14 protein-coding genes are annotated in these 19313 nt (G+C 65.5%); 8 read left to right on the top strand and 6 right to left on the bottom strand.

What is annotated here, in order from left to right:
* Positions 1-149 precede the first annotated feature (149 nt).
* Together GVL61_RS10405 and GVL61_RS10400 are read left to right on the top strand one after the other, a co-directional pair.
* The gene (locus GVL61_RS10405) at positions 150-1754 is read left to right on the top strand and encodes a carboxylesterase/lipase family protein (protein WP_159979645.1); all 1605 of its coding nucleotides are present in this window, start codon (positions 150-152) and stop codon (positions 1752-1754) included.
* Between the two features lie 137 nt (positions 1755-1891).
* Positions 1892-2059 (top strand): hypothetical protein, encoded by a 168-nt coding sequence (locus GVL61_RS10400; RefSeq protein ID WP_159979643.1) that lies wholly within the window; start codon positions 1892-1894, stop codon positions 2057-2059.
* A 63-nt stretch (positions 2060-2122) separates the two neighbouring features.
* Here GVL61_RS10400 and GVL61_RS10395 read toward each other — a convergent pair whose 3' ends face one another.
* Entirely contained in the window at positions 2123-3088 is a 966-nt protein-coding gene (locus tag GVL61_RS10395; protein WP_159979641.1) for an SDR family NAD(P)-dependent oxidoreductase, read from the bottom strand.
* 56 nt (positions 3089-3144) lie between these two features.
* On the opposite strand from GVL61_RS10395, the gene GVL61_RS10390 reads away from it, so the two are divergent.
* Positions 3145-4143 (top strand): AraC family transcriptional regulator, encoded by a 999-nt coding sequence (locus GVL61_RS10390; protein WP_235037621.1) that lies wholly within the window; start codon positions 3145-3147, stop codon positions 4141-4143.
* Positions 4144-4214: 71 nt separating this feature from the next.
* Here the strand turns inward: GVL61_RS10390 and GVL61_RS10385 are convergent, their stop codons facing one another.
* From GVL61_RS10385 to GVL61_RS10370, 4 genes are all read right to left on the bottom strand, one after another.
* A complete protein-coding gene (locus GVL61_RS10385) occupies positions 4215-6635 on the bottom strand; it encodes a TonB-dependent receptor (protein WP_159979639.1) in 2421 nt (806 codons plus the stop codon).
* A 425-nt stretch (positions 6636-7060) separates the two neighbouring features.
* Positions 7061-8539, bottom strand: a complete 1479-nt coding sequence (locus GVL61_RS10380) for an amidase (RefSeq protein ID WP_235037620.1) — start codon at positions 8537-8539, stop codon at positions 7061-7063.
* A gap of 701 nt (positions 8540-9240) precedes the next feature.
* Entirely contained in the window at positions 9241-10296 is a 1056-nt protein-coding gene (locus GVL61_RS10375; protein WP_159979637.1) for a sugar phosphate isomerase/epimerase, read from the bottom strand.
* A gap of 16 nt (positions 10297-10312) precedes the next feature.
* On the bottom strand, positions 10313-11431 hold the full coding sequence (locus GVL61_RS10370) for a Gfo/Idh/MocA family protein (protein WP_159979635.1): 1119 nt from the start codon (positions 11429-11431) through the stop codon (positions 10313-10315).
* A gap of 219 nt (positions 11432-11650) precedes the next feature.
* Here GVL61_RS10370 and GVL61_RS10365 point away from each other — a divergent pair, with 219 nt between their 5' ends.
* The 4 genes from GVL61_RS10365 to GVL61_RS10350 all read left to right on the top strand — a co-directional run bounded on the left by GVL61_RS10365 (position 11651) and on the right by GVL61_RS10350 (position 16712).
* A complete protein-coding gene (locus GVL61_RS10365) occupies positions 11651-12634 on the top strand; it encodes a sugar phosphate isomerase/epimerase (protein WP_159979633.1) in 984 nt (327 codons plus the stop codon).
* Positions 12631-13962, top strand: a complete 1332-nt coding sequence (locus tag GVL61_RS10360; protein WP_159979631.1) for an MFS transporter — start codon at positions 12631-12633, stop codon at positions 13960-13962. Before GVL61_RS10365 ends, GVL61_RS10360 begins: the two co-directional genes overlap by 4 nt.
* Before the next feature lie 12 nt (positions 13963-13974).
* Positions 13975-15597, top strand: a complete 1623-nt coding sequence (locus GVL61_RS10355) for a GMC family oxidoreductase (RefSeq protein ID WP_159979629.1) — start codon at positions 13975-13977, stop codon at positions 15595-15597.
* An 89-nt stretch (positions 15598-15686) separates the two neighbouring features.
* Positions 15687-16712: a LacI family DNA-binding transcriptional regulator gene (locus GVL61_RS10350; protein ID WP_159979627.1), complete on the top strand. Its 1026-nt coding sequence runs from the start codon at positions 15687-15689 to the stop codon at positions 16710-16712.
* 16 nt (positions 16713-16728) lie between these two features.
* Here the strand turns inward: GVL61_RS10350 and GVL61_RS10345 are convergent, their stop codons facing one another.
* Positions 16729-17991 (bottom strand): amidase, encoded by a 1263-nt coding sequence (locus tag GVL61_RS10345; protein ID WP_159979625.1) that lies wholly within the window; start codon positions 17989-17991, stop codon positions 16729-16731.
* Positions 17992-18078: 87 nt separating this feature from the next.
* On the opposite strand from GVL61_RS10345, the gene GVL61_RS10340 reads away from it, so the two are divergent.
* Positions 18079-19302 carry an MFS transporter gene (locus tag GVL61_RS10340; protein ID WP_159979623.1) on the top strand — a complete coding sequence of 408 codons (1224 nt, stop codon included), beginning with the start codon at positions 18079-18081 and terminating at the stop codon, positions 19300-19302.
* The last annotated feature ends 11 nt before the right edge of the window (positions 19303-19313 follow it).

Below are 19313 nucleotides of genomic sequence, written 5' to 3'. Positions count from 1 at the left end.
AGCCTGTCGAACATAGGGCATGCATCAAACAGGTTAGTGCGCACCGCGATCTACGCGGCAAAACATGATGCTGTATCCGTTTCCGATGCCGGTCGTTCTGCGGGCCGACCACAAAAGGCATCGCCCGCGTTCAAAAGGAGCCGCTTGAATTGAGGACCCGACGCAGCTTTCCCCTCACCCCCGCCCATCTTCTCTCCCTGCTGGCACTGGCAGCTGCGGCGCTGCCGGCGTCCGCTTCGCAAGGGGTACCCGGTGATGCTTATCCGATAGTCACCACACAGCCTGGCAAACTGGAGGGAAAGCGCGGCGGCGGGATCGAAAGCTTCCTTGGCGTGCCTTTCGCAGCGCCTCCGATCGGCGCGCTACGCTGGCGCGCGCCGCAGCCGGTGGCCCCTTGGCAGGGCCTGCGCAAAGCGGACGAATACGGGCCGGACTGTATGCAGTGGGGCCTCGACGAGCCGCCCACCCCTGCCTATCTGCGCCCCACCAGCGAGGACTGCCTGACCCTCAACCTCTGGCGGCCCAACGGCACGAAGCGCACGGGCAAGCTGCCGGTGATGGTTTGGATCTATGGCGGTGCGTTCTCGATGGGCTCAGCCAGCTGGCCGGTCTACGAAGGTGCGAACCTGGCGCGCGAAGGCGTGATCGTGGTTGCGGTAAACTACCGGCTCGCCCGCTTCGGGTGGTTCGCCCATCCCGCTCTCAGCGCCGAGGACAAGGACGGCGTGCTCGGCAATTACGGGCTGATGGACCAGATGGCAGGGCTGCGCTGGGTGCAGGACAACATCGCCGCGTTCGGCGGCGATCCGGACAACGTCACCGTCTTCGGCGAATCTGCCGGGGCCTTTTCGGTCAACGCCCTGATGGCATCGCCCAAGGCAGGCGGCCTGTTCGCCCGCGCCATCTCGCAGTCTGGCGGGGGCCAGAAAGGGTTCGGGCGGCGACTGGACACCTACATGCCCGAGGCGGAGCAGTCCGGGCTGGACTGGACCCGCTCGCTCGGCATCGCCGATACAGACCTTGCCGCCATGCGCGCGCTGCCCGCCGCCACCGTCCTGGGCCCCAAGAACCCGCTGGTGCTGGGCGGCATCATAATCGACGGCCGGATCGTACCGCAGCCGGTCGACGAAGCCTTCATGAAGGGCGATATCGCCCGCATCCCCTACATGGTCGGCGCGAATTCGTGGGAGGACAGCCTGCTCAAATACATACCCGGTGCAGAGGCGGCGGTGATGCCGGCAATGGGCGGCAGCGCCCAGCGCCTGCTGGCAATGTATGAAAAGGGCGGTGCGGTGCCCCGGAAAGAGGCGATGCAGCACTTGTGGGGCGACGCCTTCATGACCGCGCCGGCGCGCTACCTCGCCCGCCGCTCTGCCGCGACCGGGCAGCCGACCTACCTCTATCGCTTCAGCTATGTGCCCGTCGCCGCTCGCGGCAAGATTCCCGGTGCGCGCCACTCTGCCGAGATCAGCCTGGCGATGCGCAACCAGGTGACCGGCGCGCAGTTCGAGGAAGGCGCCGCCGACACCCCCATGGCGCAGGACATGAGCGGCTACTGGCTGCGTTTCGCTAGAACAGGCAATCCAAACGGCAAGGGTGCCCTCGCATGGCCCCGCTACGACGCGAAAAGCGACCGGCTGATGGAGTTCGCCGATCAAGGCCCGGCAGTGCGCGCGCAGTTCAGGAAAGAGGCCTTCGACATGATGGACGCCGCCTATCTCGCCCGCGCAAAGCTGGCCGAAGCCGCACCTTGAGCCGAAACCCTTGTTCCAGTTACTTGAACAAATCCTGCAACTTTATCCCAGTTATTTGAACTGAAGAATGCGCCTACCCAAGGCTCACGGCGCAGCTTGAGGGCCGGGGCACCGGACCAACGCGCAGGAGCAACGACATGAGCCGCCTTATCGAACCCTTCAACGAACGTGCCCGCGCTCTTGCAGGGTTTGCGCAGCCAGTGATCGTCGCGCTGGGTACGGCGGGTCTGACCGGCGGCGCGATGGCGGCCATGGGCCTTGTCGCCAACCACGCCTGGCGCCGGCACAAGCTCCACGTCAGCTGATCGCGCCGCGCAGCGGGGCGGAATGGAACGAAGGGCGGGATGCAAATCCCGCCCTTCGCCGCATCAGAAGCGTTCGGAAACCAGTTCCTCACTCTTGGCCCAGAGCGCCTGCGCACGGTCCGCGTCCAGCGCATAGGGGCGCACGCCGGCACGAATGCCTTCGCTGTCCTGGAATTCGGCGACGTGGCAATCCTCGCAGTAGCGTCCGCCGATAGCATCGGCATCGGCAACCACCGCCGCCCATACCGACGTCGCCGCGCCCTGCGGAATGGACTTGTAGGCGAAGGGCGGCAGCCCGGCAGCGGCCTGGGTCGCGTTGAGCGAGGCGATCAGCGCTTCCTCGTCGGCGTCGGACATGTGCCGGCTCAGTTCGGTGCGGATGCCGCCCGGATGGACTGCCGCCGCGCGCACGCCCCGCGCCCGGTGGCGCCGGTCGAACTCCACGGCGAACAGCGCGTTCGCAGTCTTGGAACGGCCATAGCCGACCCAGGGATCGTAGGCGGTCTGCTCGAAACCGGGATCGGTGAGGTCGACGTCGGCAAAACGGTGCCCGGCGGACGAAAGGTTCACCAGCCGCCCGTTCTCGCGGATCAGCCCGGCAATGCGGTTCACCAGCACGAAGTGGCCAAGGTGATTGGTGCCGAACTGGGTTTCGAACCCGTCGGCGGTGCGGCCCAAAGGCGGCGCCATCACGCCGGCATTGGCGATCACGATATCGAAAGGCGTGCCGTCGGCCACGAGTGCGTCCGCGCAGGCCCGCACGCTGGCGAGCGAGGCGAGGTCCAGTTCGACAAGATCGAAGCTGCCGCCGCCCTGCTCGGCCGCCTCGCGCACGCCCGCCGTTGCCTGTGCGGCCTTGCCCAGATCGCGCGCGGCGCCCACCACGTTTGCGCCATGGGCTGCAAGCACGCGGCAGGTTTCCACGCCAAGCCCGGCGGAAGCGCCGGTCACAAGTATCCGCTTGCCGCGAAGGTCGATGCCGGCAAGCACGTCATCCGTCGTCGAGGTAGCGCCAAAAGTACTGGTCATGTCCATCTCCTGATAGGCAATATGTCCGGGCCCGGCTTCGCGGCCCTGCCCCGCATATGGCCGGCCTGCGGGTGATCCCGGTGCCCGATCGTATCAACGCCTTGCCCAATCCTATCAGCCCGCTTGAAACGAAGGCGGCCCGGTGCGATCTTCCCGCCATGCAGGAATTGCTCGAACGCATGGCCAGCCGGGTCCGCCGCCACACAAATGGCCTGCGCCTGGAAACGCCGGTCCCCCGCCTGGGCCTGTGCGTTTCCAGCCAGAGCAGCACGCCCGTCAGCACGGTTTACGAACCGATGATCTGCCTTGTGCTGCAAGGCGCCAAGCAGGTGATGATCGGGGACCGCGTCCTGCGCTATGACGCTGCCAGCTGTTTCGTCACTTCGCTGGAATTGCCCGCCACCGGCTGCGTGATGGAAGCCTCCGACGCACAGCCCTATGTCGTCACCAGCCTCGCGCTTGAGCGCACGATGCTTTCCGACCTGCTGGCGCAGCTGCCATCGGCGCCGCCAACGCCGCCGGCTGCGGGCTTCGGCGTGGCGCCTGTGACCAGCGAACTGCTGGATGCCTGGGACCAGCTGCTCGCCCTGCTCGATACCCCGGCGGACATTCCCATCCTTGGCCCCGCACGCGAACGCGAGGTGCTGTACCGCCTGCTTCAGGGCAACCACGGGCCGATGCTGCGGCAGGTGGGCCGGGAGGACAGCCGCCTGTCTCGCATCCGTAGGACGATCGAGTGCATCCGGCGCCAGTTCGACCAGCCGCTTCCCACCGGGGACCTTGCCGGTATCGCGGGCATGAGCGTCCCCTCGTTCCATCGCCACTTCAAGGCTGTCACCGGCATGAGCCCGCTGCAATACCAGAAGACGCTGCGCCTTCAGGCCGCGCGCCGGCTGCTGGCGACGAGCCACGATGCCGCCCGCACTGCCTTCGCCGTGGGCTATGAGAGCGCCTCGCAGTTCAGCCGCGAGTATGCCCGGCAGTTCGGCGCCCCGCCATCGCGCGATGCGGCGAGGATGAACGGCGTCGCCGACGAAGCGCTCGGCTCGATATAGGGCGTTCCCAAACGCGATCGGGCCGCCACCTTTCGGCAACGGCCCTCTCACGTGCAGTATTGGCGTTCAGGTCAGAAGGCGTAGCCGACCGAGAAGATCGCCTGACGCGGCGGGATGTAGGTGTCGGACACCTGCCCGCTGCCGTAAGGATCGGTGAAGCGCGAATTGACGCCGTCCTTGTTGAACAGGTTGGTCACCGTCGCCGAGAGGCTGAGGCCGGTGTCGCCGAGCGCGTAGCTCGCGAAGAGGTTCACTTGCGAGTAGTCCGGCGTATCGTCCTGCACCGGGACCGCGAAGGCGCGCGAATTGAACTTGCCGCGGTAAATGTACTGCGCGCGGGCGGTGAATTCGCCGGGGCCGACCTGCCCGGTCCATGAAACCGCCGCCGAACCCTGTACGGTCGGCATCTGCGGCAGCTTGTTCCCCTTGATGTTCACCCGTGCGCTTTCGCGCGCCAGCGAAGCTCCGTAGAAATTGGTGTAGAACAGGTTGCCCGCATAACCGGCTGCGGCCTGCGCCGCATCGGCTGCTGTCGGATCGAGCGCCAAGTAATCTTCGGTAAACTTGCTGTGGAGCAGCGATAGAGAACCTTCGAAGCGAAGGTGCGACGTCGCCTTCCAGTCCATCTCAAGTTCGGCGCCGTAGACTTCGGCCTTGGGCCCGTTACTGATACCCTCGGAATAGAGAATCGCATCGTCTTCGAGGAACTGCAGGTTCTTGTAGAAATAGTAGAATGCCGAGGCGTTTATCTGCAGCGTGTTATTGAAGAAGCGGTTCTTCGAGCCGACCTCGATCGAGTCCAGGGTTTCCGGCTTGAAGGTCGGCTTGGTGCCGTTTTCGAAGCCGAAGACCGTGAACGAGCTGTTGCCCTGCGCTGCCGAGCTGTTGATGCCGCCCGGCTTGAAGCCGCGGGTGAAGCTGGCGTAGACCATGTTTTCCGGTGTCAGGTCATAGTCCAGCGCGAACTTGCCGGTCATGCGCTGGGTAGTGGTGCCGACGCCCGGCTTGGGCTGAAGAAAGGCGCCGGAAGTGCTGCTGGTCGAACCGCCCGAGAGGCTGTCGCTCACGCCCGAATACTTGTCGTGGTTGTAGCGGATGCCGGCAGTGACGGTCAGCTTGTCGGTCAGTTCGTAGCTGCCCTGAGCATATCCCGCGTAAGCCTCGCGAGTGATCGACGAGAGTTCGGCATAAGTCAGGCGAGAGACCAGCGGATCGTTGTACGCGGCGTTGTCCGGCAGGGGCGCGTCGAGCCCGTCACCGATCTTGGAACGGTATTCGTTGATGTAGTTCTCGTTCTTCGAATGCAGATAGACACCGCCGACGATCCAGCGGAACGGCCCGTCGTTGCTCGACGCGAGGTTGTATTCCTGGGTCCACGACGTGGTATTCTGTTCCCACAGCGCGGTATGGTCGTACCGCACGCCAGTACCGGCCTGGATGCCTTCGGTAAGGGCATAGAACAAGTCGGTATTCAGCCCGTCGCTGTCCCACGACAGCTTGCTGTGCAGCTTCTGATAGCTGGTGATCGAGCTGAACGTCGCCGCGCCCATGTCGAACTTGATGACGCCGTAGTACAGCTGGGTGCGGATATAGGTCTTGCCCGGATAATCCTGCGTCAACCTGCGCGCGTCGGGATCGGGGTCGAGAATGTTCTTCTGCGCGGTGGCATTCGCGTCGCCCTTGTACTGGATGGTGCTGAGCAGAACCGAGACGCGGTCGCTTGGCTGCCACTTGACCGCCAGCTTGCCGCCCCAGTCGTTGGTATCGTCCAGTTCGTAGCCGGGATCTCCCGCCACCGATGTCGCCTTGGCATAGCCATCGTGGCGGTAGCGCTGGACGGCGCCGCGCACCGCGATCGTCTCGCCGATCGGGACGTTCAGCGCGGCATCGGCCTTGAGCAGGTTGTAGTTGCCGTAACCGACATTGGCGGAGCCCGACAGCACGCCCGGTTCAGGCTGCTTGGAGACGACGTTGATGGTGCCGCCGGTCGAACCCTGCCCGTACATCGTACCCTGGGGACCGCGCAGGACTTCAACCTGGGACACGTCGATGAAGGCGGCGTTGGCGGCGATCGAGTTGAAGATGTAAACGCCGTCGATGTGGAACGAGACGCCGGGCTGGGTGCTCGGGTTCTCGGGCGTTGCCGTACCGATGCCGCGGATGGAGATGTTGCGCTCGCCGCCGCCGCTCTTGGCGATGACCAGACCCGGTACGCTGCCGTTGAGCCCGGTTATCTCGGTGATGTTCGATTTCTGCAGCGTGTCGTCGGTGACGGCGGAAACCGATAGCGACGCCTTCTGGAGGGTGACATTGGTGCGTTCGGCGGAAACGACGATCTCCTGAAGGCCGCCCCCTGAACCACCGCCGCCGGAATCGTCGGCGGCTGCGTCTGCCGCTTCTGTTTCGGCCGCCGCGGCGACCTCCTCGGCCCAGGCATGGACAGGGCACGTCGCGGCAAGCAGCGCCAGGACGGAGACACCCGTGGATTTCATCAATCGAGTTCTCGTGATCACAATAACCCCCCTCGTTGGAGGCGCACCGCAATGGATGCGCGCGTTTCCACCGCCCTTCAGATTCTGGAGATCCTCATCCCGGCTGGATCGCCCGGATTGATGCCCGGCCTTCATGCAGGGCACCGGCAAAGCCCGGCGGCACCTGCAATCCCACGCTGCGATGGTCCTGTGCACCACCGCAGCCAGCCTGCACTACTTCCCTGATTTTTCTTGTTTAACTGGCATGGTTATTTTCCATGCGCTTTGAACTGCTCGTGTACGGATACTTCGGGTCGGGCAAGGCTGTTAGATCAGCCTCGCCACACCTTGTACGACCAGCTTCAGCGATTTCCGGCGCGGCGCAAGTATCAAGTGCCCGCGTGCGCTCGCGATCAAATGGCGGGGCACCTTGCGCAAAGAAACCGTCATACTCGGACTGCCCCGGCGGCCCGCACCAGCTGCGGCCACAGATGCGCCCAGGGCCGGGCCTGCTCGAACGCGGCGGCAGCGGCCAGCACGGTCGCATCGGCAACGTGGCGGCCTACGATCTGCAAGCCCACCGGTAACCCCGCCGCCGTGAACCCCGCCGGCACACTGGCTGCCGGCTGCCCGGTCCAGTTAAACGGATAGGTAAACGGTGAAGGATTCGCCTGCTCCGCCGGCATGCCCGCGACCGAGACGGGATTGAAATGCTCGACGGGAAACGCCGCAGAGGAAACCGTGGGCGTCAGCAGCAGGTCGTAGCCCTGCATGAAGCGGGCCAGCCTGTTGCACACCGCCTGCCGGCGCATCGCGGCATCGGTGAAATCCTGCGCCGACCAGTCCCGCTCCAGCATCATCAGCAGGTCCGGCAGATGGATCAGCCCGCGATCCGCCAGAGCGCGCAGCCCGCGCAAGTCCGAATCGCGCATGATCACCGTCAGAAAAAGGTCGAACATATCCTTTTGCAGCGGCGGCGTGTCCTCCACCACTACGCAGCCCAGATCGCTGGCGAAAACCTGTGCCGCCGCCGCCGTTATCGCGCGAACCTCGGGATCGACGACAGAGAAACCAAAGTCGGGCGTATAGGCAATCCGCAGAGGGCCCAACGGCGCGGCGGGGGCGGCAAGCCAGTCGACATCACCGGCCGGCAGCGAATGCCAGTCGCGCGCATCCGGCCCCGCGATCACCGACATGAGCAGCGCCGCATCCTCGACGGTGCGCGTCAGCGGGCCGAGATGCTCCACGCTTTCCCAACTGCTGACACCGGGATGTCGCGGATCGCGGCAACCAGGCCAGGCCGGCACCCGGCCGAACGAGGGCTTGAGCCCGAATAGCCCGCAGAAACTGGCAGGGCCGCGGATCGAGCCGCCCCCGTCGCTGCCGATCGTCAGCGACCCCATCCCGCTGGCGACCGCCGCCGCGCTTCCCGCACTCGACCCGCCGGACGTCATCGCCGGATTCCAGGGATTGGCGGTGGTGGGAAAGACCGCATTCTTGCCCGCCCCGGCATAGCCGAATTCGGGCGTGTTGGTCTTGCCGATGACGATCGCACCTGCCCGGCGCACCCGCTCCACACAGACGTCGTCGTCCTCGGGCACGAAGCCCTCGTAGGCGCGCGAGCCGCTGACGGTGGGCATGTCGGCCGTGCAGATGAGATCCTTGATCGAGATCGGAACGCCGTGCAGCGCTCCCAGCGGATCGCCGCGCATGACGGCGGCTTCCGCCTCGCGCGCGGCCCCGCGCGCCTGCTCACCCGCGACTATGCAGAAGGCGTGGAGTACGGGCTCCTGCGCCTCGATGCGGAACAGCACCGCGTCCATCACCTCGACCGGGGAGACCTGCCTGTCCCGGATCAGCTGCGCCTGCCGCGATGCGGGCAACAAAGACAGGTCGTCGGCGAAGCTCGATACGATCTCTGTCACCGCGGACTCCTTGCACTGCATCAACCTGATTTCAGGCAAGGCGTAGCGCATGCCGGAAATTTTCTTCAATCAAATACCACTGCATTTTGCGGTACTTCTTACGTCATCCGGCGGCTTGTATCGTTGGCCGCACCGGCCAGGCCCCACTTGAAGACCCGGAAAACCCGGCCCTACAAGCACCCGAAATCGGACGCACCTTCAGCCGGGACGTCGGTAAACACCCTCGCTCTGCGATCATTTTGCGACAAACTTGACACCCGGCGCACTGTCTTCGGTACCTTGGACGCGCGGCATTGAGAGGATGCGAAGGGTGTGAAACGGTGTCGGTCGGTCAGATCTGGCGAACTTTTCTGGTCGATACTTGGAAACAAAGATTGTTAGCTCCGCGAATTACAGAGCATCATGATTCCTGGGCGCTGGTCAGGCAACGCCGCCGCCGCGACCACCCTTGCCGCGTCCCTCTCCGGGACGCGCTGTGCTTTAGTACAACTTGAAGGTGATATCGTTTACATGTATTGATTCGTACAGGCGCTGAAGCCCCCGCTGCGGGGCAGGAAGGCGAAGCGGGTGCACTCTCCTCCCTCTGCACCTGCCGACGCCGTGGCGCCGAGCCTTCTCGGGTCGCACCGCAGAAGACAAAGCGAAACCCCGGGGGCTATCCGCAACCCCCGGGGTTTAATCGCTAAAACCGACGTTTTCGGTCAGGTGATACCCATCCGACTGAAATCGGGTATCATGTCATCATTGCCGCTGACGAAGTCGTCGAAGGCATGTTCGGTCACGCGGATGATGTGCCGGTCGATGAAGGGCGCGCCTTCCGCCGCGCCGACTTCGGGGTGCTTGAGCGCGCATTCCCATTCGAGCACGGCCCAGCCAGCGAAATCGTACTGCGCCATCTTCGAGAAGATCTGCGTGAAATCCACCTGCCCGTCGCCAAGCGAACGGAACCGCCCCGGACGGTCGACCCAGCCCTGATAGCCGCCATAGACGCCCGACCTGGGCGACATGCGGAACTCGGCGTCCTTGACGTGGAAGCACTTGATCCGCTCGTGGTAGATGTCGATGAAGCCCAGATAATCGAGCTGTTGCAGCACGAAGTGACTGGGATCATAGAGGATATTGGCGCGCGGGTGGTTGCCGGTAGCTTCCAGGAAGCGCTCAAACGTGACGCCGTCATGCAAGTCTTCGCCGGGGTGCAGTTCGAAGCCGACATCCACACCGGCTTCGTCGAAGCGGTCCAGAATCGGGCGCCAGCGCCGTGCCAGTTCGGCGAAAGCCTCCTCCACCAGCTGGGCCGGGCGCTGCGGCCAGGCGTAGAAATAGGGCCATGCCAGCGCGCCCGAGAAACTGGCGTGAGTGGTCAGGCCCAGGCGCTGGCTGGCCCGGGCCGCCATTTCCAGCTGGCCCACCGCCCACTGCTGGCGGGCGCCGGGATTGCCGCGCACCTGCTCCGGCGCGAAAGCGTCGAACGCGGCGTCATAGGCAGGGTGGACGGCGACGAGCTGGCCCTGAATGTGGGTGGAAAGCTCGGTCAGTTCCAGCCCGTGAGCCGCCAGCGTACCCAGCACTTCGTCGCAGTAATCCTGGCTATCTGCCGCTTTTTCAAGGTCGATCAACCGACTGTCGTTGCTGGGCACCTGCACGCCCTTGTAGCCGTGCCCAGCCGCCCAGGCCGCGATCGAATCGAGCGAATTGAACGGTGCGTCACCGCTCACGAACTGGGCAAGGAAGATACCCGGACCCTTGGTCGTCTTCATTTGCGCAACCTTTCCTTCAAACCTTGAGATCGACCCAGCCGCTTTCATCGCGGCTGGCAGCCACGGCCGCGGCGACAAGCGCCATGCCGCGCAAACCGTCTTCAATGCCGGGAACCAGCGAGCCGCCCTCTCCGCGCAAATCCCGCACGAAATCGCGGTAGAGATTGGCAAGCGCTTCCAGCAGCCCTTCCGGGTGACCACCGGGCAGGCGCGTGCCGCGCATGGCGACTGCGGACATCCCCGGATCGCCGGCGCGCACCACTTCCATGCCGCCTTCGCCCTTCAGCCATTCGAAGCGGCTCGGGTTTTCCTGGCTCCAGCGCAGGGCACCGGTCTCACCGTAGATGCGGATGGCAAGGTCATTGCCCTCACCCGTCATCACCTGCGAGGCCATCAAAAGGCCCCGCGCGCCGCTGTCGAAGCGCAGGAATATCTGGCAATCATCGTCAAGCGCACGGCCCGGCACCACGGTGCCAAGATCGGCATTGATGCGGCTGACCCGCAGGCCTGTGACGAATTCGGCGAGGTGGAAAGCATGGACGCCGATGTCGGCGATGCAGCCGCCCTCACCGGAGCGCGCCGGGTCGAGCCGCCATTCCGCCTGCTTGCCTTCGGCCGCTCCGGCCAGCCAGCCCTGGTTGTACTCAACCACGACCTTGCGCACCGCGCCGATCGCGCCTGCAGCAATGCGTTCGCGCATTTCGCGCACCAGCGGGTAGCCGGAATAGGTATACGTCAGCCCGTAAGGCACCGGGTTCGCAGCGAGGGCAGCCGCCAGTTCGCGCGCCTGCGCCAACGTTGCGGTCATTGGCTTGTCGCTCATCACCGCGATCCCGGCGCGCATCGCGGCGCAGGCGGCGGGCAGGTGGTGAAAGTTGGGCGTGGCGATGGTGACGAACTGGATGCCGTCAGCGCGCGCGGCTTCGGCCTCCAGCATCGCCTCGATTGAGGGATAGGCGCGATCCGGGGCGATGCCGTAGCCGCGCCCGGCCTCGGCACTTCGCTGCGCATCGCGGCTGAAGGCGCCAGCGACGAGCGCGATCTCGCCGTCCAACTCGGCGGCGATTCGGTGGACAGGGCCGATGAACGAGCCGGGGCCTCCGCCGACGAGACCCATGCGGATGCGATCAGGCATTGCTTTCTCTCTCTCTTTAGCGCCGGCCCGGCGGCTTCTACCCGGCCGAATGAAAACGATAACAAATGATGTTTACCCAGAAAACGGGGATTCCTGCAACCCTAGCTCCGGCATGGCTTGACAAGGCCCGGGGATTTGGGCTTTCTCAAAAAGAAAAGGTTTACATTGGCAGCGCACGGAGGGATCCGTGCCCTCGCCGCAACCCAAGGTATAGGTTAAATGCTTTCGTTCGGTGTCGATCTCATCACGTTCTTCCATCCCGGATTCTGGGGGATGGGGAATGAGGATGAGGTTGTGGCCTTCGGCAATGCCGAGCCGCGCGCCTTCTGGGACCGGATGCTGGATACATTGGAACAGAGCGGCGTCACCGGTATCGAGTTGACCTTTGCGCCCTTCGGTGCGGACGGCCTGATCGCCGCCTACGGATCGCACGAAGCGGCCAAGGCCGAACTGCGCCGGCGGGGCCTGACCATTGCCAGCGGCTTCTTCGCCGACATCGCCATCGAAGGTGGGCCTGACGGCGGTTGGGCCGATGCACAGACCGAGACCCGCTGGCTCGCCAAAGGTGAGGAACTGGCCAAGGCGCTGGCCGGATGGGGCGCCGAAGTCATGGTCATCGGCCTCCCGATGCGTACCAGCTGGGATGCCGAGTCGCCGGTCTTCGTCGACCTAGATCTCGCGCGGAAGGCGGCGGACTTCGCCAATCGCCTCGGCGCGCTGACGCTGCGCTGCGGTGTCCGCCTGGCGCTCCACACCGAGGCGCACTCGATGTTCTGCCAGCCGCGCGACATCGACCTGCTGCTGCTGCTCACCGACCCCGTCTATGTCGGCTTCTGCCCCGACAGCGCGCATATCCTGCTTTCCGGCGGTGATCCGGCGGCAATCGCCTTGCGCCACGCCGAGCGTGTCATCATCGCCCACTGGAAGGATGCGACCGGCCCAATGCCGATCCGCATTCCCATCGATCACGGCATCCACCACGCCCACCGCGCCTATTTCTGCGCGATCGGCGATGGCAAGGTGGACTTCGACGCCTGGGCGGGCCTGATGGCGACCCGTACCGACCAAGGCCCCGATTCATTCTGGGCCATTCTGGAGATCGACGCCGTGCCGGACCCGCTTACCGAGACCCGCAAGTCGCTGGAATTCGCCCGCGCGGTGCTCGAAAGCCTCCCCTCCTCGCCCGCTGGCTGCCCCGCATGAACAAGGCCCAGAGCGGCAGCGCCCTGACCTGGCGCGAAAAGCTCAGCTACGCGCTGGGTAATTTCGGCATCAACCTGCCGTTCGGCATGACCAATGCCTACCTGCTCTACTTCTACACCGACATCTACGGCGTCAGCGCAGGCACCGTCGCCTCGCTTTTCCTGATCGCGCGCTGCGTCGATGCGATTTTCGACCCGATGATGGGCCTGCTGATCGACCGCACCGAAACCCGCTGGGGCAAGCACCGCCCGTTCCTGCTGTGGCTGGCGGTGCCTTTCGCGATATGCGGCGCGATCGTGTTCTGGGCGCCGCCGCTGCAGGGCTGGGAAAAGATCGCCTTCATCTTCGTCAGCTACACGCTGATGGGTATCCTTTATTCCGCCGTCAGCCTGCCGTTGAACTCGATGCTGCCCACGCTGACCCGCGACCCGCGCCAGCGCAACACCATCAACGCCCTGCGCGAGGTTATCGGATCATCCGCCACCGTCGGCATCGGCTATGCTGCGCTGCCGCTCATCAAGGCCTTCAGCAACGGCGACGAGGCGCATGGCTTCCTCGTCCTGGCCGCGATCACCGGCGTCATCACGCTGGTCTGCATGCTCAACGCCTTCGCCAACACCCGCGAACGGGTGGAGGTGGACGCCAGCGTCGCCAAACTCACCACCGCGCAGTCGCTCAAGGCCACCAAGGGCAACTGGCCGTGGATCGCGACGATGCTGGTCAACTTCTTCTTCTGGATCGGCTTTACCGGCCACATCCAGTCCTTCGTCTATTTCGCCAACAACGTGCTGGGCGATGCCGAGTTCACCTCCACCCTGATGCTGACGATGCTGGCCGTGCTGATCGGCACCGCGCTGGCGGGCGTGTGCGCCAATGCCATCGGCAAGCGGATGACCGGCGCCATCGGCGCCGCCGTGGCCACGGTGTTCACCGCACTGATGCCGCTGTCCGATAACCATGCATGGCTGATTACCGCCAATGTCGTCGCCTATATGGGACAGGGCCTGATCGGCGGCCTGCTGTTCTCGCTGATGGCCGATGCGGTGGACTACGGCGCATGGCGTTCCGGCTTCCGGGCGCAGGGCTTCCTTTTCGCCGCTTCCAGCTTCGGCGTAAAGCTGGGCATGAGCGTGGGCGGCGCTGCCGGCGCGTGGTTCCTCAGCCTTGCCGCCTACGACGCCAAGGCCCCCGCCACCCCCGAAGTGGTCACCGCCGTAATGGCCGGCCACGTCTGGCTACCCGCTGCCAGCTATGTGGCGATGGGCCTGTCGCTGCTGCTGTTCCGCTTCGCCCCCGCCTATACGCGCGGCGAAACGACTTCCGCCTGATCGAGACCTGAAATGCGCCCCCAGTTCGACTACATCATCGTTGGCGCCGGTTCGGCCGGATGCGTCCTGGCCGAGCGCCTCAGTGCAGACGGCAGCAAGCAGGTACTGCTGCTCGAAGCGGGCGGCCGCAACGACGAATTCATGGTCCGTATGCCGCGCGGCATGGTCAAGATCTGGACCAGGCCCAAGTGGTACTGGCCCTTCCCCGCCGAGCAGCAGGGAGAGCGCCCTGCCGGCGAGACCTGGTACTACGGCAAGGGTCTGGGCGGATCCAGCGCGGTCAACGGCACCTGGTATTTCCGCGGCCAGCCGCGCGATTTCGACGCCTGGGAAGCCGCAGGCAACAAGGGCTGGAACTGGTCCGAGATCGAACGCTGCTACCGCGAACTCGAAGACTTCCGGGGAACCGGCTACGGCCAGCGCGGCAAGGGCGGCCCCATGCAGGTCACCGAAGTGCCCCAAGGCGATGCCGTGCTGACCGGCGCCATTCTGGAAGCCGCGCGCGAGGCGGGCATTCCCGTCCACCCCGACGTCAACACGCCTGGCACCCAGGTCGCCGGGCGGACCCAGCAGACCGTCGATGCGCGCGGCAACCGCGTCACCGCCTATACCGCCTTCCTCAAGCAGGCTGAAAAGCGGGCAAACCTGACGATCCTGACCGGCGCGCTGGTCCGCCGTGTGACCTTTGACGGCAAACAGGCCACCGGCGTCCTCGTCGATATGGGCGGCCGCGACGTGACGTTCACCGCGCCGCGCACCATCCTTTCGGCGGGCGTGTTGCAAAGCCCCAAGCTGCTCCAGCTTTCCGGCATCGGTCCGGGCGAAGTCCTGCGCCGTCACGGCATCGAGGTGGTCCACGAGAATCCGCACGTCGGCCGCCACATGAACGAGCACATGATGGTCGCGCTGTCGTGGCGCCTCAGGAAAGCGCGCGGCCTCAACCATGAATTCCGGGGCTGGCGCGCCTATATGCACGGACTGCGCTACATGCTGGGCGGCAAGGGCCTGATGGCATCGCTGCTGCCGGAAGTCTCGGTCATGGCTTCTATCGAAGCCGACAAGGACTGGCCGGACCTCCAGATCGGCATCTCTCCCTATTCCATGGCCCAGTCCGAAAACGACAAGCCCGAGGCCGGGCGCGGCATGACGGAAAGCGTGCCGGGCATCACCGCCACCGCCTTCTGCCTGCGCCCCGGCAGCCACGGCTATGTCGAGATCGCCTCTACCGACCCGGCGGTATCGCCGCGCCTGGTGCCCCAGTGGTTCTCCGTCCCCGAAGACCGCGTGACCATCCAGCGCGCCATTCGCAAGGTGCGCGAAGTCATGGCCCAGCCCGCCCTTGCTCCCTATGTCGGCGAGGAAACCGCGCCCGGCGCCGCAGTGCAAAGCGACAAGGAAATCCAGCAGGCCGCCAACTGGATGATCTCCACGGGCCTGCACGGCACCGGTACCTGCCGCATGGGGCCGGACGCTGCGCAAAACGTCGTAGATGGCGGGCTGCGCGTCCACGGCGTGAGCGGACTTTACGTGGCGGACTGTTCGGCGATGCCGACCGCGATTTCGGGCAATACCAACGGCCCGGCCATGGCCTTCGCCTGGCGCGCGGCGGAAATGATCGCGAGCGCGGCGTTCTGACGCCGCCACGGTACTCCATCAAACGAATTGCACCCCGCGCAACACCCGCGCTTGCCGCGAGCCGATCGCAAATGTAACGTTTACATCATATGGCGAACATCAAGGACATTGCCCGCGTCGCGGGTGTTTCGGTAGCAACGGTCTCGCGCGCGCTCAGTACGCCTTCGCTGGTGCGCCCTGCCACCATCGAGCGGATCGAGGCGGCCATCGCCGACCTCAATTACGAACCCAACCACCTTGCCGCCGGCCTGCGCCGCCAGCGTAGCGACAACGTCATCGTCGCCGTGCCCAGCATCTTCAACCCGTTCACCTCCGCCTTCGTCGAAGGGATCGAAAACGTCGCCCGCGCGAACAAGATGCGCGTTCTTCTGGGCATCACCGAGGGCGATATCGACACCCTCAACAAATACGTCTCGATGATCGCAGGCAAGCAGGCCGATGGCATGATCCTGCTCGAAAAGACCCTGCCCGATATCGTCCGCAAGCCCCCCACCAAGAGCAAGATGCCCCCGCTGGTCGCAGCCTGCGAGTATCCGCCTGACATCACCCTGCCACGCGTGCGCACCGACGACCACGAAGCCAGCGCGCTGGTCGTGGGGCACCTTGCGGAACTGGGTCATACCCGCATCGCTGCCATCACCGGCCCGCTCGACCAGTTCATGTCCAAGGACCGGCTTTCCGGCTACAAGCTGGGCCTGCTGCGCGCGCGCATCGAGGTAGACGAGGCACTGATCGCAACCGGCGATTTCTCGCTCCAGTCGGGCTACGATGCGATGCTGCGGCTCCTGGACGCCGACCCGCAGTTCACCGCCGTCACCTGCGCGAACGACGAAATGGCGCTGGGTGCGCTCAGCGCGCTACAGCAGCGCGGCATCAGCGTGCCGGACGAGATGTCTGTCGCGGGTTTCGACGACCTGCGTTTCGGCGCGTTCTCAAGTCCGCCGCTCACCACTGTCCACATTCCGACGGTCGAAATCGGCGAGGCGGCGATGCGGCTGATGCTGGATTCGCTGCTCCAGCCGGACCGGACCACCCCCTCGCGCGAAGTGATCCTGCCGCACCGCCTGATCGTGCGCCAGTCCACCGCCGCTCCGAAAAAGCGCCGCAAGGGGTAGGGCGCCGCCTGCTATATCAGGCGGCGCTTCCCCGCACCGGGGAAGACGTGCCCAGCCGCTCTTCGATCTCGCGCGCCACCGCTATCAGCCGCCGATCGGCATAACGCGGCGCGACCAGCGACACGCCGATGGGCATCCCGCCTTCTCCCTGCGCCAGCGGCAGGTTGACGACAGGCGCATGGAGCAACGTCCAGGGCTGATTGAACTTCGGCTCCCCCGGCGAGCGGCCCAGCGGCGCGATGCCCGGCGCGCTGGGCGCCAGCACCGCATCCAGCCCTGCAATCGCCCTCTCGAACCCGATCCGCGCCGTAGCGGCCCGGTCATGCGCCTCGCGCAGGCGCGCATCGGGATAGAGGGCGAGCGCGTCGACGCGCAGGTGGAAATCGGCATGGAGCAGGTCCGGCCGCGAACGGGCGAGGCTGAGGAACGCCGCTGCCCCTTCCCGGAACAGGATCGCGCGGTGATCGTCATTGAGATGCTCGAATTCAGGCAGCGCGGCGATGTCGATCATCACCACCCCGGCGCGCGCCATCGCGGCGGCGACGCCGTCGAACGCGGCCTTGCCGCCGGGGGTCATCTCCTTCCACCACGGCGTGCGGAAAACGCCGATACGCAAGGGTTCCGGGCCGATCGGCGCCGCTTCGGCCAGCCCGACAACCGCGCAGACCCGGTCGCACAGATCAAGGTCGCGGGTGTACCAGCCCACAGTGTCGAGGCTGTTGGCGTATGTCTTCACCCCTTCGCGGCTGACGAGGCCCCAGGTCGGCTTGAACCCGTGAATACCGCAGAAACTGGCGGGTCGGATGGTCGATCCGCCGGTCTGGGTCGCCAGCGCCAGCGGCACGTGCCCGTCCGCCACCGCCGCCGCCGACCCGGCCGAGGAACCGCCCGGCGTGCGCCTGAAGTCATGGGGATTGGCGCTGGCGGCGTTGCGCCCCGCTGCGGCGAATTCGGTAGTGTCGGTCTTGCCCAGGATCACCGCGCCCGCCGCGCGCAAGGTGGCTACACAGGCCGCGTCCTCGGACGGCATGAAGCCGGAAAACAGCGGCGAATTGTGCGTCAGCGGCATTCCGGCGACGGCAATGACGTCCTTAACCCCGACACAAACCCCGCCTAACGGTGCATTAGCGTGACCTGCGGCATCGAAAGCTTTCGCAGCACCCAGCGCCCCGACGTCGTCCACATGAAGCCACGCGCGCACTTGCGCATCGCGCGCGGCGATGCGCTGCAATGCAGCATGGACATTCGCGGCAGCGGAGGAGTAGGCACTCTGGGCCATGAATCAACGAATCCTTCAAGGACGACCGTGCTTGCACTCTGACTTCGCGCTTGGCTTGTGTAAAGCATTACATTATGCAGTGCAGCAATGACCCAGCCTGCCAGCACCCAAGCGGCCATGCGTTCGCGTATGCCTGCTGCCGGACCGTCGATCGCCGCCGCGCTCGCGACGACGACGACGATCCAAATTCTCTCGACCGTGACTGCGCTCGCACTTACCGGCATCGCGCCGCTGGTCGCGCCTGACTTCGGGCTGGCCCCGCACTACGTTGGCTATCAGATCAGCGTGATCTATGCCGCCGGGATGCTGGCGTCGGCCGTGGCGGGCACCCTGATCCAGCACCGCGGGCCGGTGCAGGTGGAGCAGCTGGCGCTGGGCTGCTTCGGCGCCGCGCTATTGATGCTGGCAAGCGCGAACCCATGGGTCGCGGTGCTTGCCTCGATCGTGATCGGCATCGGATACGGGGTGCAGAACCCCGCCAGCGCGCAGATCCTGGGCGCGGTGACGCCGCCGCATCGCCGTTCGCTGATCTTCTCGATCAAGCAGGCGGGCGTCCCCATCGGCGGGGTGCTGGCCAGCCTGCTGCTGCCGGCGATGGCACCGCTGCTGGGCTGGCAACTGGCCCTGACCCTGCTTGCCATTCCCTGTTTCGCGATGATTGGCGTGCTGGCGCTGAAGGGCGGCCCGCCCCGGCCAGCGCGCCCCGCGAGCGTCGCACTTTGGCCCAACTTCCTTTACGAGCAGCGCATCATCTGGGGCAGTGCGCCGCTGCGGGCACTGGCGTTGCTGGGGATGCTCTACTCCTCGCTCCAGCTTTCGCTCTCCGCGTTCGCGGTCATCATGCTGGTCGATCACGGCTGGCCGCTGGTGCAGGCGGGTCTTGTCGCCGGAGCGCTGCAGGCCTGCGGTGCGCTGGGCCGCGTCTCTTGGGGCGGCCTTGGCGACCGCTTCGGGGGCTTTGCGGTGCTGGCGCTGATCGGCGCGGTGTCGATGGGCTGCATGATCGCGCTGTGGCAGCTCGACGCATTGCCGGTCTGGGTCCAGATCGCGGTGCTGTGCCTGTTCGGCTTCTGCATGAGCGGATGGAACGGCGTGGTCATGGCCGAATGCACCCACCACTGCGCGCCTGAAGACGCAGGCCGTGTGATCGGCGGCGCCCTTGTCTACACGTTCCTGGGGGTCATGATCGGCCCTTCCGCGATGGCAACGATCTATACCTGGTGCGGCGATTACGGCACCAGCTTCCTGCTGGTCAGCTGGGTTGCCGCCCTGGGCGCCGTGATCGCCGCGCGCGCCGCCATCAAGGGCTGATATTTCCCCGC

The organism is Novosphingobium sp. 18050, from assembly GCF_902706195.1.
Lineage (GTDB): Bacteria > Pseudomonadota > Alphaproteobacteria > Sphingomonadales > Sphingomonadaceae > Novosphingobium.
Note: the sequence above shows the minus strand (reverse complement) of the source record. Positions and strands in the feature narration are given on the sequence as shown.